General features: G+C 73.4%; 11 protein-coding genes. 3 read left to right on the forward strand and 8 right to left on the reverse strand.

Annotated elements, in window-relative coordinates; all coding sequences use genetic code 11:
• The first annotated feature begins 4 nt into the window (after nucleotides 1–4).
• On the forward strand, nucleotides 5–685 hold the full coding sequence (locus tag RWK90_RS03795) for a TetR/AcrR family transcriptional regulator (protein WP_314034910.1): 681 nt from the start codon (nucleotides 5–7) through the stop codon (nucleotides 683–685).
• Nucleotides 682–1,389 (forward strand): HAD hydrolase-like protein, encoded by a 708-nt coding sequence (locus RWK90_RS03800; protein ID WP_314034914.1) that lies wholly within the window; start codon nucleotides 682–684, stop codon nucleotides 1,387–1,389. The genes RWK90_RS03795 and RWK90_RS03800 overlap by 4 nt, the downstream gene beginning before the upstream one ends.
• A 268-nt stretch (nucleotides 1,390–1,657) precedes the next feature.
• Here RWK90_RS03800 and RWK90_RS03805 read toward each other — a convergent pair whose 3' ends face one another.
• The 8 genes from RWK90_RS03805 to RWK90_RS03840 form a co-directional block, all read right to left on the reverse strand.
• Nucleotides 1,658–2,557 carry a DUF559 domain-containing protein gene (locus RWK90_RS03805; protein WP_314034916.1) on the reverse strand — a complete coding sequence of 300 codons (900 nt, stop codon included), beginning with the start codon at nucleotides 2,555–2,557 and terminating at the stop codon, nucleotides 1,658–1,660.
• A 201-nt stretch (nucleotides 2,558–2,758) separates the two neighbouring features.
• Nucleotides 2,759–4,738 carry an ABC-F family ATP-binding cassette domain-containing protein gene (locus RWK90_RS03810; RefSeq protein ID WP_314034918.1) on the reverse strand — a complete coding sequence of 660 codons (1,980 nt, stop codon included), beginning with the start codon at nucleotides 4,736–4,738 and terminating at the stop codon, nucleotides 2,759–2,761.
• 2 nt (nucleotides 4,739–4,740) lie between these two features.
• Nucleotides 4,741–5,889 carry a 4-(cytidine 5'-diphospho)-2-C-methyl-D-erythritol kinase gene (locus RWK90_RS03815; RefSeq protein WP_314034920.1) on the reverse strand — a complete coding sequence of 383 codons (1,149 nt, stop codon included), beginning with the start codon at nucleotides 5,887–5,889 and terminating at the stop codon, nucleotides 4,741–4,743.
• A 10-nt stretch (nucleotides 5,890–5,899) separates the two neighbouring features.
• Entirely contained in the window at nucleotides 5,900–6,820 is a 921-nt protein-coding gene (gene rsmA / locus RWK90_RS03820) for a 16S rRNA (adenine(1518)-N(6)/adenine(1519)-N(6))-dimethyltransferase RsmA (protein WP_314035910.1), read from the reverse strand.
• Nucleotides 6,817–8,007 (reverse strand): transglycosylase family protein, encoded by a 1,191-nt coding sequence (locus RWK90_RS03825; RefSeq protein ID WP_314034922.1) that lies wholly within the window; start codon nucleotides 8,005–8,007, stop codon nucleotides 6,817–6,819. Before RWK90_RS03825 ends, rsmA begins: the two co-directional genes overlap by 4 nt.
• Before the next feature lie 335 nt (nucleotides 8,008–8,342).
• Entirely contained in the window at nucleotides 8,343–9,209 is an 867-nt protein-coding gene (locus RWK90_RS03830; RefSeq protein WP_314034924.1) for a TatD family hydrolase, read from the reverse strand.
• Between the two features lie 8 nt (nucleotides 9,210–9,217).
• Nucleotides 9,218–11,071 carry a methionine--tRNA ligase gene (metG, locus tag RWK90_RS03835; protein WP_314034926.1) on the reverse strand — a complete coding sequence of 618 codons (1,854 nt, stop codon included), beginning with the start codon at nucleotides 11,069–11,071 and terminating at the stop codon, nucleotides 9,218–9,220.
• Nucleotides 11,072–11,080: 9 nt separating this feature from the next.
• Nucleotides 11,081–12,748 (reverse strand): BCCT family transporter, encoded by a 1,668-nt coding sequence (locus RWK90_RS03840; protein WP_314034928.1) that lies wholly within the window; start codon nucleotides 12,746–12,748, stop codon nucleotides 11,081–11,083.
• 201 nt (nucleotides 12,749–12,949) lie between these two features.
• Here RWK90_RS03840 and RWK90_RS03845 point away from each other — a divergent pair, with 201 nt between their 5' ends.
• Complete coding sequence (locus RWK90_RS03845; protein ID WP_314034930.1) at nucleotides 12,950–14,218, forward strand: aminodeoxychorismate synthase component I; 1,269 nt, start codon at nucleotides 12,950–12,952, stop codon at nucleotides 14,216–14,218.
• Nucleotides 14,219–14,366 lie beyond the last annotated feature (148 nt).

Genomic DNA, 14,366 nt, shown 5'->3' on the forward strand with positions numbered 1-14,366 from the left:
GGAAATGCGGTCCCGCGACTCCGTCCTCGAGGCCACCCGAGAAGTGATCGGGCGGGCCGGGTTCGGCGGTGTCACGATCGCGGCGGTCGCCAAACAGGCCAACGTCAGCCGCCAGACCATCTACTCGATCTTCGGCACCCGCGAGGAACTCGTCTCCCAGGCCGTCACCGAGCGGCTCACCATGCTCACCGGCGCGTTCGCCGACCTGCTCGCGGACTCCGCCACGCCCCTCGAGCTGGTCGTGGGCATCGCGGTCGAGGGCCGCAACCGCATCCTCGGCGACCCACTGCTGCGGGTGCTCGCCCTGGGCGGCGGCGCCAACCCGATGTTCGACCCCGGCGCGGCCTCCCGCACGCACGAGTACTGCATGGCCCTCCTCGCCCCCGCCGCCGAGCGGTTCCCCGAGCTGGCCGGGCGGCTGGACCTCGTCGCCGACATCGGCATGCACGTCGGATGGTCCGTCCTGTGCCTCGACTCGCCAGACACCCGCTCCGACGACGACCTCCGCGCCTTCCTCACCACCTGGCTGGGGCCGCTGATGGCGACGTTCGAGGCGTCCGGGCCGGGCGGGGTGGGGGCGGCGAGTGGCGCGGTGGCCCCCGCCCCGGGCGCCCCCGGGCTCGTCCCGGCCCCCGGCGCCGAGCGCTCCCCCTCGCCCGATCTCCCGGGGCCGCGCGAGACGTGACCGACGTGTTGGTCCTGTGGGACCTCGACCTCACCCTCCTCGACCCGGCCGGCTTCGGCGCCCGCATGATCGCCCCGACGCTCGCCGACCTCCTCGGCCGCGAGCCTGTCCTGGGCGCGTCGTTCGCGGGCCGCACCGACCGCGCGATCCTCACCGATCTGCTCGAGTTGAACGGGGCGACCGGGCCCGACGACGACGAGCTCGTCACCTCCCTCATGGACGCCGTGGCCCGGCGATGCGAAACCTTCGGGGACGATCTCCTGGCCGGTGGTGGCGGTCCCCTGCCCGGCGCGCACGAGGCCGTCGCCGCTCTGGCCGCGGACCCGCGGGTGCACCAGGGGATCGTCACGGGCAACATGCGTCGGACCGCCCTGCTCAAGCTTCGGCTCTGCGGGTTCGACGGGCTGCCCGACCCGGACCTCGGCGCGTTCGGGGATCACCACGCCGATCGCGCCCACCTCGTGCGCGAGGCCCTCGTCGCAGCCGCCCGCCGCGGGCTCGATGTGCCGCCCTCCCGCGCGGTGGTGGTGGGCGATCACGTGCACGACGTACGCGGGGCGCTCGACGCGGGCGCGGCCTGTGTGGCGGTCGCGACGGGCCGGGTCACGGCCGACGAACTCGCGGCCGCCGGGGCCCACTGCGTGCTGCCGGACCTCACCGACACCGACGCGCTCCGCGCGGCGATCCACTCCGCCGCCGGCTGACCGCTGACCGCTGCTCAGACCCGCCACCGACCGCCGCGCGCCGGCCGCCCGCGCCGAACCGCCCGGACAACCCGTCGCTCCCCCACCCACCGCGCGCCGGTCCGCGCAGTCGTCGGGCGATGCACCGCGCGCCTCCGAGCTGCCGCCAGCGGCCAGTGATCTGGCAGCACTCACGGCGGTTTTGGCAGCAGCCACGCAGGAGGATCGGCCCGATCCCCGCCCTGACTGCTGCCAATCCGAGCCGCAGCCCATACGGACCTCTTCATACTCAGCCCACGGATCGACCCCGTGCGAGAGCGCTTCCGATCTGGCGGAGCACCGTTGCGGGGGTCTTGAGCATCTGCGCCGTCACACGAATGACCTGCCATCCGAGTTCCGCCAGCTCGGCGTTCACGCGGGCGTCGTACTCCCAGGTGGGCCCGCGGCGGTGAAGCTGCCCGTCGTAGAAGATGGCCACCCGCTCCTCCGGGTACGCGAAGTCCGCGATCGTCAGGTGCGCCCCGTACTCGTTCGAGATCGGGAGTTGGGATACGGGTGCGGGCAGGTGCGACCTCTCGATGATCAGCCGGAGCCTGGTCTCCTGCGGTGAATCCGCCAAGTGGTCGCACGAGCGGAGCAGAGCACGGACGCGCCGGAGCCCGTGCAGGCCGCTCAGCCCCGCCGCGAATGCACGGACCTCGTCCACCTCGGTGCGCGATCGATTGCAGACGGCATCGATCTTCGCGATCGCCGTGTCGTCGTCGTCTTCCCATCTCGCCAGGTCGACCGCCGTGCGTACAACGCTGGTCACAGAGATACCCGAGCGAACGACCACCTGCTCAGGCGGTAACGGTGCGCGCACCCTTCGGCTGCGAATGCCCGGCGGGTCGTGCGTGGGCGAGCGGGTGTAGAGCTCCACCTCCCGCAACAGCGAGCGGGGCGAGAACCACCGCTCACCGTGAAGCCGCGCCGCGGCCAACCCGCAGACCAACGCCCCCGAGGGCGCCCACAACGCCGCCGCCACGACGAGGGCGTCAGGGTCAGGGGCCGCTGCCGCGTTGACGTAAACGTCCGGGAAGACGCGTCGGTGGGAGGCACGCAGGTCGTGGCGTGACACCCGGCCCGCGGCGAGAGCTTCGCTGCCGAGGAACGGCCCGCCTGCGATTTTCTTGTCCACGAGAACGATCATCGGTTCCGGCCCCGCCGCGGCCGGCTGGAGACGGGGTCCCTGGGGAAGAAGTGGACGAGTATCCACAGCACGGGCCGCCGGGCATCGCCCAACGCGTCGGGCAACGATTTTGGAAGCACTGAGGGCGGTGCCGCGGCGGAAATCGCTACCTCAGTGCTGCCAAGACGTGCGCAGTTGCTGCCAAACCGGCTGGCCCGGGGTTCAGCCCTCGAGCTGCTCGCCCAGCTCCATCCACCGCTCCTCGAGAGCGTCCTTCTCGGCAGAGACGCTCTTGAGCTCCCGGTCGAGCGCGGCCAGCTTCTCGGTGTCCATCGCGCCCTCGGACACCGCCGCCATCTCGCGGTGCAGCTCGGCCTCGCGGGAGTCGAGCTTGGCCATCTGGCGTTCGATCTTGGACATCTCCTTGGTCAGCGCGCGCTCCTCGGCGGAGCTCAGGCCCGAGCCCGCCGCGCCGCCCGAGGTCACGCCGGCGCCTGCGCCGCCGCTCCCGGCACCGGCGCCTGCGCCGCCACCCGCGCCGCCGGCCGAACCCGCGCCACCCGCGGCGCCGCTGCCCGCAGCGCCGACCGAGCCCGCGCCACCCGCGGCACCGGCGGCGCCGCTGCCCGCAGCGCCGGCCGAGCCCTCGCCGCCCGCCGCCTGGACGCGCGAGACCTTGCCCGAGTCCCCCGCCGCCCCCGCAGCTCGGCGGCGCTCGAGGTACTCGTCGATCCCGCGCGGCAGATTGGTGAGCCGGCCGTCGCCGAACAGTGCCCACACGGAGTCACAGATGCGTTCGACGAGGTAGCGGTCGTGGGAGATGACGACCATCGTGCCCGGCCAGCCGTCGAGCAGGTCCTCGAGCTGGCGGAGGGTGTCGATGTCGAGGTCGTTGGTGGGCTCGTCGAGCAGCAGTACGTTGGGCTCGGCCATGAGCACGCGCGTGAGCTGCAGACGCCGCCGCTCGCCGCCGGACAGGTCGCCGACGGGGGTGCGCTGGCGGGCGGGCGAGAAGCCGAGCCGCTCGGCGAGCTGGGACGCGGTGAGCTCGTCCTTTCCGAACGCCACGCGAGTGGCGACGTCCTCGATCGCCGCGAGGACGCGCTGGTCGAGCGGCAGGTCGTCGAGCTCCTGCTTCAGCCACCCGATGCGGACGGTCTTGCCCTCCTTGCGCCGGCCGGACGCGAGCGGGGCCTCCCCTGCCAGCGCGCGCAGCAGGGTGGTCTTACCGGAGCCGTTGACCCCGACGAGGCCGACCCGCTCCCCGGGCGCGAGCCGCCACGTGAGGTCGTCGACGAGAGTGCGGCCGTCGGGCGCGTCGAGGCGGGCGTCCTCGAGCTCCACCACGACCTTGCCGAGCCGCCGCGCCGCGAAGCTCGACAGCTGTAGCGAGTCGCGGGGCGGGGGGACGTCCTTGATGAGGGCCTCGGCGGCCTCGATGCGGTAGCGCGGCTTGGAGGTGCGGGCGGGCGCGCCCCGACGGAGCCAGGCGAGCTCCTTGCGCATGAGGTTCTGCCGCCGTGACTCGGTGGCGGAGGCCTGCCGGTCGCGTTCGGCGCGCGCGAAGACCCAGTCGTTGTACCCGCCCTCGTACTGTTCGACGCGGCCGTCGACGACCTCCCAGGTCCGGGTGGCGACGGTGTCGAGGAACCACCGGTCGTGTGTGACGACGACGAGCGCACTGGACCTGCGCACGAGGTGATCGGCCAACCACTGGACCCCCTCCACGTCCAGATGGTTGGTGGGCTCGTCGAGGACCAGCAGGTCCAGGTCCTGCACGAGGGCCGCGGCGAGCGACACCCGACGCCGTTCACCGCCGGAGAGGTCCGCGACGGGAGTGTCGAGGCCGAGGTCGTGGATGCCGATCCCGTCGAGCACCGCGCGGACGCGGGCGTCCCCGGCCCACTCGTGGACGGCCAGTCCGAGCCCGCCGACGACGGCCTCCCCCACGGTGTCGGCGGCGAGTTCGGTGCGCTGGGTGACCACGGCCATCCGCAGGTCGGACACCCGCGAGACCCGGCCGGAGTCGGGTTCTGCGACGCCGGTGAGGATCTCCAGCAGGGTGGTCTTGCCGCCGCCGTTGAGGCCGACGACGCCGATGCGGTCGCCGGCGTTGACGCCCAGGGAGACGTTGTCGAGGACCTGGCGGACGCCGAAGGAGATCGATCCCTGTTCGAGGTTGATGAGGTTGGTGGGGGCCATCTCTACTTTCCTGTGAGGTCGACGCCGGTGCCGGGGTCGCCGGCTCGGGTGTCGCTGATGATGTGGGCTCCGCCGACCGGGCCGCGGGTCGCGAGCACCTCGCGGGCGACGCCGGACTCGCTGATCTCCGCGGCCACGGCGATCGCGTGGTCGCGGTCGGAGCAGAAGAACAGGCAGGTGGGTCCGGAGCCGGAGACCATGCCGTGTAGGGCGCCGGCCTCCTGACCGGCCCGCAGGGTCTTGCGCAGGGCCGGGCGCAACGACAGGGCGGCGGGTTCCAGGTCGTTGACCAACAGGTCCGCGACAGCCGCGGGGTCGGAACCCGCGAGGGCCTCGACGAGCGGCTCGACGCCGCCCGCGCGGGGAAGCTCGCGCGAACCGCCGCCCGCGTGCGGGAGCTCGCCGGAGCCACCGCCCGCGCCCGCCGGCGACCGCTCCGCGCGCAGACGGTCCAGCTCGGCGAACACCGTCGGGGTCGACAGCCCGCCGTCGGCCACGGCCACCACCACGTGCTGCTCGGTGCGGGCGTGCAGCAGCGTCGCGAGTGTCTCGCCGCGTCCGGTGCCCATCGCCGTGCCGCCGCGCACACAGAACGGGACGTCGCTGCCCAGTCGGGCGGCCCGCTCCTCCAGCGCCGCGCGGCCGAGTCCCAGACCGAGCAACCGGTCCGTGGCCACGAGTGCGGCCGCCGCGTCCGCGCTGCCGCCGGCCATCCCGCCGGCCACGGGCACGCCCTTGTGGATCCGTATCGCGATCCGGGCGTCCGACCCGGCCTCCTCGCGGAGCAGGTCGACCGCCCGGGCGGCGAGATTGGTCCGGTCCGTCGGCACCTGCGGGGCCCCCGGCCCGGTGACGATGATGTCGTCGTCGCCCCCGGACCCCACGCCGCCGAGCACGCCGGACCCCGCGCCACCGCGCACGCCGGACCCCACGCCGCCGCGCACGCCGGACCCCGCGCCGCCGCGCGCGTCACCGCCGTCGACGAACGCCACGGTGACCCGCTCCCACATGTCCACGGCGCGGTAAACGGTGAGCAGGTCGTGGTAGCCGTCCGCGCGGGCGTCACCGACGCCCAGGTGCAGGTTGATCTTGGCGGGGGCGACGGCGGTCACGGCGCGCGGGCCGTCGGGGGTGAACACGTCGCGGGGCATGACCCCCAGCCTACGGCTCGCGGTGTCCCGGCCCGATCCCCAGCCGCTCCGCCGCGCCGGCGACGCGCACGAAGTCGGCGGTGGTGAGCTGCTCGCCGCGGGCGCGAGGGTCGACGTCGGCGGCGACGAGCGCCTCCTCCGCCCGCGCGCCGGACCCGGCCCACCCGGACAGGGCGGCGCGCAGGGTCTTGCGGCGCTGCGCGAACGCGGCGTCGACCACGGCGAACACCCGCCGGCGGTGATCGGCGCCCAGGTCCCACGGCGCCTCGGGGTACGCGTCGATGCGGACGAGCCCGGACTCGACGTTGGGCACGGGCCAGAAGACGTTGCGGCCCACGACTCCGGTGCGGCGGACGGTGCCGAAGAACCCGGCCTTGACGCTCGGCACGCCGTAGACGCGGGAGCCGGGCGCGGCGGCCAGCCGGTCGGCCACCTCGAGCTGCACCATCACCAGGGCGGTGCGCAGGGTGGGCACCTCGGCGAGCATGTGCAGCAGCACCGGCACCGACACGTTGTACGGCAGGTTGGCCACCAGCGCGGTCGGCGGTGGGTCGCCCAGCTCGGCGGAGCGCACCGCGAGGGCGTCGGCGCCCACCACGGCGAGGTTGCCGGCCAGAGACGGCGCGCGCTCGGCCACGGTGCGTGGCAGCCGCGCGGCCAGGACGGGGTCGATCTCCACCGCCACCACGCGCCCGGCGGCGTCGAGCAGCGGCAGGGTCAGCGACCCGAGCCCGGGGCCCACCTCGATGACGGTGTCGTCGCGGCCGACGCCGGAGGCGGTGACGATCTTGCGGACCGTGTTGGCGTCGTGGACGAAGTTCTGCCCGAGGGTCTTGGTGGGCGTGACGTCCAGTTCGGCGGCGAGTGCGCGCACCTCCTGCGGGCCGAGTGGCTCGGCCTGCCCGCGGAAGGTCGCGTCCGGGCCGGTCAGCGCAGTCCCAGCTTCGCGGTGCAGGCGGGCCAGGCGCCCCAGCCCTGCGAGGCCTGGACCTTCTCGGCGATCGCGATCTGCTGCTCGCGGGTGGCGAGGTGGGCGCTCGGCGCGTACTGGCCGCCGCCGTGGCCGATCCACGTCTGCGGGTGGAACTGCAGGCCGCCGGAGAAGCCGTTGCCGGTGTTGATCGCCCAGTTGCCGCCGGACTCGCACGCGGCGATGGAGTCCCAGACGCCGCCGCGGGAGGACTCGGGCACGGCCGGTCGCGGCTTGGTGCCGACGCGGACGACGGCGGGGCGGGCCTCGGTGAGGACGGTCTCCGCGCTGCGCTCGCGCTGGGTCTCGACGCCGTTGACGCGGGTGACGGTGTAGTGGACCTCGCGCTCGCCGGGCGTGCCGGGCTCGGTGACGGTGCGCTCGCCCTCGTAGGCCTCGGGGTCGTCGACGGTCTCCTCGGGGGCGTCGTACGGCTCGACGGCCGTCTCGGTGGCCACGGCCACGCGCGTGATGGTGACGGTGGCGCCGGGGTCGGCGGGGGCGTCGACGGGCGGGGTGACGGTGTCCTGCGGCCCGAGGGTGATGCCGGCGCGGGAGAGGAACTCGCCGACGGTGTCGCCGGGCGAGGCGAACGGGGTGGCGGGGCCGCCGTGGTCGGACAGCAGCAGCTCGCGCGGGGTGACGACGGAGACGGTGGCGCCGTCCAGCGGGACGTCCGTGTCGATGCGGGGGCTGACGTAGCTGCGGGGCGGGATGTCGCCGCGCTCGGCGACGAGGTCGGCGACGGTGGTGGCGGTGGTCCACACCTGTTCGCTGCGGCCGTCGACCTCGAGGGTGACGGGGCGGGCGCGCAGGAGCGTGACGGTGTCGCCGTCGCCGAGGCGGTCGTCGGGGGCGATCACGACGTCACGCTCGTCGACGCTGTAGCCGGCCTCCTCGAGGGCGGCGTGGACGTCGGAGCTGAAGGTGACGAGCTCGACGGGCGCGCCGTCGACCTCGAGGGTGTAGGTGGTGCGCTGGTCGAGCGCGGCGACGCCGCCCACGACGAGGGTGCCGAGCATCCCGGCCACGGACAGCCGCAGCATGGTGGAGCGGGAGCCGTGGAGGCGGTGGATGGGCTCGAGCAGGCCCCGGGTCGCGGTGGGCCGGTCTCCTGTGGGGGTGTCGGTCCGTGCGTCGTCAACCACTGGTCAGATCTCTCCTCGCATCGCGCGTGAACGCCCGTACGGCCGTCCGCGTTTCATCACGGTAGCGTAACGAGGCGATGGAGCGGGGGCAACGCGCCACCCCTGACATGCACTGATGTGACGACGACGACGAGGTGTTCAGGTCACGTTTCGTTACACAATCCCCGCGAGCCCCGTTCGTACCTCGAGTCACACGGGCCCCGCCGAACAGCCCCACCGGCATCCGGCCAGCCCCCTCCGGGATCCGCTACCCGGAATCCACATCCGCTACCCCTGTCGGACTAGCGGATCCCGGCGCAGGGTAGCGGATTCGGGGGCGGGTGCGGCGTCGGGGATCAGACGGTGAGGCCGAACACGGCGCCGGCGGTGTCGGCCACCTCGGCGACGAACTCCTCCGGCGACTGCCCGCGCACCTCGGCGATCGCCCGGGCCGTGTACCCCACGAGCCCGGGTTCGTTGCGGGCCCCGCGGAACGGCTCGGGCGCCATGTAGGGCGCGTCGGTCTCCACCAGCAGCTGGCCGGCGGGGGCGAGGCGGGCGGCCTCGCGGAGGTGCTCGTTGGCCTTGAACGTCACGTTGCCGGTGAACGAGAGCACGTAGCCGCGCGCCAGCGCCTCCTCCGCGACGTCCAGCGGAGAGGAGAAGCAGTGCAGCATGACGTGCGGGATCCCCGAGTCGGGCCCGGCGACCTCGCCGAGGACACGCAGGAGGTCGGCGTCGGCCTCACGATTGTGGATCATCAGGCACTTGCCGAGCTCGGCGGCGAGCCCGGCGTGCCAGCGCAGGGACTCCTCCTGCTCCGCCGGGTCGGCACACCCGTCCATCTTCCCGACCCAGTAGTGGTCGAGGCCGGTCTCCCCCACCGCGACGACGCGGGGGTGGGCGGCGAGCTCGCGCAGTCGCGCGCGCACCTGCTCACCGCGCTCGGGGTCGGTGACCTCACGGGCGCGGGTGGGGTGCACGGCGACCGCGGCGTAGACGCGCTCGTCGGCCTCGGCGGCAGCGACCACGGCCTCGGATTCGGCGAGGTCGTCGCCCACCGTCACGATGGCGGCCACGCCGGCGAGCGCCGCCCGGTCGGCGGCCGCGCGCACCTCGTCGGCGGTGCGGTGCCCGCAGGAGTACAGGTGCGTGTGGGCGTCGACGAGCCCGGGCAGCGGCTCGGGCAGGACCGGGGTGGGACGGGACTTGCGCTTGCCCATGGGGAGCGTCAGGCCTCCCCGCCGGCGGTCGGGAGCTGGATGGGCGCCCACTCGGGCCCGGTCTCGGCCAGCTCCGGGTCCACCTTGGCGAACAGCGGGCTGGGCTTGGCCAGCGGCGTCCCCGGGGTGATCTCGGTGCGTCCCCAGCGCGCCTGCTCGGCGGCGTAGTCGCCCATGATCACCGGGTAGGTACGGCCGGCGGCCGGCAGGCCCTCGCCGACGAGCTCCACCGGCATGTCGTCGGTGACCTCGTGGACCTGCGGGGCGGCGGCCCACACGCCCTGCCCGCCGATCGCGCCGTGGATCTGCTGCGCGGCCGACGGCAGGTACGGGGTGAGCAGGGTGTTGGCGTCGGAGACCACCTGCAGGGCGGTGTGCAGGACGGTGCCGAGGCGTTCGCGCTGCTCGGGCTCCTTGGCCAGCTTCCACGGTTCGGTGGCGGCGATGTAGCGGTTGGCGGCGCCCACGATGCGCATGGCCTCGGTGACGCCGGCCTTGAACCGCGAGCGCTCGAGGTGCGCGCCGACGGTGGCGAACGCGGACTCGGCATCGCGCAGCAGGTCGGCGTCGACGTCGGTGAGGGTGCCGGGGCGCGGGATCTCACCGAAGTTCTTGTGCGCCATGGACACGGTGCGGTTGACGAGGTTGCCCCAGCCGCCCACGAGCTCCGCGTTGGTGCGGCGCACGTACTCGTCCCACGTGAAGTCGGTGTCCTGGTTCTCCGGCCCGGCCACGGCGATGAAGTACCGCAGCGCGTCGGGGCCGAACTCGGCCAGGAAGTCGCGCACGTAGATCACGACACCGCGGGAGGACGAGAACTTGGACCCGGACATGGTGAGGAACTCGCTCGAGACCACCTCGGTGGGCAGGTTCAGCGCACCCAGGGCGCCGGGCTCGCCGCCGCGGGCGCCCCGACCGTCGTAGCCGATGAGTTCGGCCGGCCAGATCTGGGAGTGGAAGGTGATGTTGTCCTTGCCCATGAAGTAGTGGGACACGGCCTCGGGGTCGGTCCACCACCTGCGCCACGCCTCGGGCTCGCCGGTGCGCCACGCCCACTCGATGGACGCGGACAGGTACCCCACCACGGCGTCGAACCACACGTAGAGCTTCTTGTCGCCGCGGTCCGCCCAGCCCTCGACGGGGATGGGGATACCCCAGTCGATGTCGCGGCTCATCGCGCGCGGACGCAGGTCCTCGAGCAGGTTGAGCGAGAACTTCAGGACGTTGGGCCGCCAATCCTTACGCCCCTTGAGCCAGTCCCCCAGCGAGTCGGCCAGCGCCGGCAGGTCGAGGAACCAGTGCTCGGTCTCGATGAACTTCGGCGTCTCGCCGTTGATCCGCGAACGCGGGTTCTTCAGGTCCGCCGGATCGAGCTGGTTACCGCAGTTGTCGCACTGGTCGCCGCGCGCGCCGTCGTCGCCGCAGATCGGGCAGCTGCCCTCGATGTAGCGGTCCGGCAGGGTGCGCCCCGTCGACGGGCTCACCGCGCCGGTGGTGGTCTTGGCGACCATGTAGCCGTTGCGGTGCAGCCCCCGGAACAGCTCCTGCACGACCGCGTAGTGGTTGCGCGTGGTCGTGCGGGTGAACAGGTCGTAGCTCAGCCCCAGCCCGGCGAGGTCGTCGACGATCACCCGGTTGTAGCGGTCGGCGAGCTCCTGGACGGGCACGCCCTCCTTCTCGGCCTGCACGAGCAGCGGGGTGCCGTGCTCGTCCGTGCCCGAGACCATGAGGACGTCGTTGCCGGCCATGCGCTGGTAGCGCGAGAAGACGTCCGACGGCACCCCGAACCCCGAGACGTGTCCGATGTGCCGGGGGCCGTTCGCGTACGGCCATGCGACCGCGGTGAGGACTGTCTTCGCCATGCCTACAGACTAGGTGGTCGTGGACCCGTGACCGGAGGTGGAGGTCCCCCCGGCCGCGGGAGCGGCGTCACCCGTGGCGCCGGCCGGCTCGTCCGTGGCGGTCGCCGCATCGGCGGGGGCCGCCGCGCCCGCGGCCCCGCGCGACGCCAGCCTGTACCGCCGTCGACGTTCGGACCTGGGCAGCAGATAGACCTTCTCGGTGATGAACTGGTCGCGCGACAGCGCCTTGATGATCGCGGCGCACAGCGCACCCAGGACCAGGACGAACGGCGACGCCGCGATGATCGTGAGGTTCTGCAGACTGTTGAGCGCGGTCTCCGGCTCGCCCACCCGCAGGCCGGGCAGCAGCATGAGGATCGCGACCGCCGCGGTAAGGCCGCCCCACAGCACGACGAGCCACCGCTTGGGCTCCTCCGCCCCGTTCTCGGACATGCCGGCCATGACGATCGAGGCCGAGTCGGCGCCGGTGATGAAGAAGATGCCGATGAGGACGATCGCAACGAACGACAGGAGGGTGGTGAACGGCAGCTCGCCGAACAGCGCGAACAGCTGCAGGGTCGAGTCGCCGTCCCCGTAGATGCTGCGGCCGCTCAGCTCGAGGTCCAGAGCCGCGCCGCCGAAGATCGAGAACCACAGGATGCTCAGGACGCTGGGCACGATCATCACGCCGATGACGAACTCGCGGATCGTGCGGCCGCGCGAGATGCGCGCGAGGAACATGCCGACGAAGGGCGACCACGAGATCCACCACGCCCAGTAGAAGACGGTCCAGCCGGACAGCCACTCGCCGGCGGTGCCGTCGACGCTCGCGCCGGTCCGGGAGGCCATGTCGAAGAAGGTGCCGATGTACCCGCCCAGCGAGGTGGGCACGAGATCGAGCATGAACACCGCGGAGCCGGAGGCCACCAGGACGAACAGGGCCAGCACCACGGCGAGGATCATGTTGACGTTGGACAGGAACTGGATGCCGCGGTCGATGCCGGACACGGCCGAGGCCACGAAGCACAGGCCCAGCACGATGATGATGCCCACGGCGACGGCCGCGCTCTCGGCGGAGACGGTGCCGGTCTCGGCCAGGCCCGCCCGGATCTGCAGGGCGCCCAGTCCCAGCGACGCCGCGGTGCCGAAGACCGTGGCGAAGATCGCCAGGACGTCGAGGACCTTGCCCTGCCACCCCAGCGCGCGCCTGGTGCCGATCAGCGGGACGAAGGCACTGGAGATGAGGTGCCGTCCACCGTAGCGGTACGCCGTCAGCGCCAGGGCGAGCCCGACCACCGCGTACACGGCCCACGCGTGGGCGGTCCAGTGGAAGGTGGTGGTGGCCATGGCGGTGGTCACGCCGGGGCGGGCCCCGGGCGGGGAGTCGATGTAGTGGCTCAGCGGCTCGGAGACGCCGTAGAACATCAGGCCGATGCCCATGCCGGCGGCGAACATCATGGAGATCCAGCTGCTGGTGCGGAACTGCGGCCGCTCGGTGTCACCACCCAGGCGTACGTTGCCGTACTTGCTCAGCGCGAGCCACAGGACGAACGCGACGAACACGGTCGCCGCGAGCACGAACAACCAGTCCACGCTGCGGGCGGTCCAGTCGAACGCCGCGGTGGACGCCGTCTGGAAGGAGTCGGTGAACCCCAACCCCCAGACGAGCACCGCGCCCACCAGGACGAGGGCGGGCACGAACACCCCTGCGCTCAGGCCCCGTGGGAACGCCGCGTCGCCGGCCACGGGGGGGCTCGGATGGCGAGGGCGAGGGAGTCTTCTCGTCGTTGGTGGTCACCCTGACAGGCCTAGCACGGATCGCACCCGGGGGGCGGTTAAACTCCGCTTCACCCCGGCCCCGGCTGGACCCCGCCGTAGGCGATCTGCCAGGTTGGACGGGTGCACACGTGGGCCGAGATGCCGCCGGATCCGCTCAGGGTCCTGCAGGCCTGCGCGCGCCGCGCCGAGCTCGAGGGCCTCGCACCGCCGGCTGCATTCCTCGGGGACTGGCTCGGCGCAGCCGCGGTGATCGTCCCCTCCGCATACCTGGCGCCCGTCGCACCCGCCGACGCGTTCGGGACCGATGCCCTCGTCGTCGTCGACCCCGGCGCCGCCACGCCCGCCGACGGCCACCCGGGCGCCCCGCGCGACCCCCGCACCGACCCCCGCCTCACGCTGGGGTTCCGCTCGTTCCCCGACGTCCCCGCCGGCGCCCGGCGCCTCCTGCCCGAGGCCGTGTCCGGGCGCGCCGACGGGGTCCTCCTCCTCGGACACGACGGCCGGTGGACCGCGCGGGGCACGGTCCCCGACCCCCGCGAACTCGCCGCGGGACCGAAGGACGGGGGCGACGACGACGAGGACGTCCGTCTCGACTGGTCCGCACCGGACCGCGCCGCCCACCACGCGGCCGTCACGGAGTGCCTCGAGGCGATCCGCGCCGGCGAGATCTACCAGGCCTGCCTGTCCACGCGACTGGACGGCCACGTGCGGGGCGAGCCGATCGCCCTGTTCAGCGCGCTGTGGCGGCGAACCCGCGCGCGCCGCGCGGCGTTCCTCGCGGGCGAGTGGGGCGCCGTGGTGTCGCTCTCGCCGGAGACGTACCTCGCCCGCCGCGGCCGCGACGTCCGCTCCGCGCCCATCAAGGGCACGCTGCCGCTGGACGCCGACCCCGCCCGCCTGCGCGCGTCCACCAAGGACGTCGCGGAGAACATCATGATCGTCGACCTCGTCCGCCACGACCTGGGGCGCACCGCCGACCTCGGCACCGTCACCGTGCCCGAACTGCTCGCCGTGCACCCCGCCCCCGGCGTGTGGCACCTGGTGTCGACGGTCGCCGCGCGCACGGGCGTGCCGCACGCCGAGCTCGTCGAGACGACGTTCCCGCCGGCCTCCGTCACCGGCACCCCGAAGCTGCGGGCGCGCGAGCTGATCTCCGGCTGGGAGCCGCGGGCGCGGGGGCTGCACTGCGGCGCGATCGGCCTGGTCTGCGGCGACCGACTGGATCTGTCGGTGGCCATCCGGACGCTGGAGATCGGACCCGACGGGCGCTGCGAGTTCGGGGTCGGCGGCGGCATCACGATCGATTCCGACCCCGACGCCGAATGGGACGAGTGCGTCCACAAGGCCGCGTTCACGTGGGGCGGCGGCCCCGCGCCCTGGGTCGGGTGAGCAGGGGCAGGGGCGTCGTGCGCGCCTCGCGGCGCGGGCTGCGCACTCCGCCAGCGCGACCGCCCTCAGATGCGCTGGCCGAGTGACCCGCGCTGCGGGAATGTACGCGTGAGGCGGGGTTGCGCTGGGCACATGGTCCCGTCTCCCA

The sequence above is a fragment of the Dietzia sp. CH92 genome (assembly GCF_032248695.1).
GTDB lineage: Bacteria > Actinomycetota > Actinomycetes > Mycobacteriales > Mycobacteriaceae > Dietzia.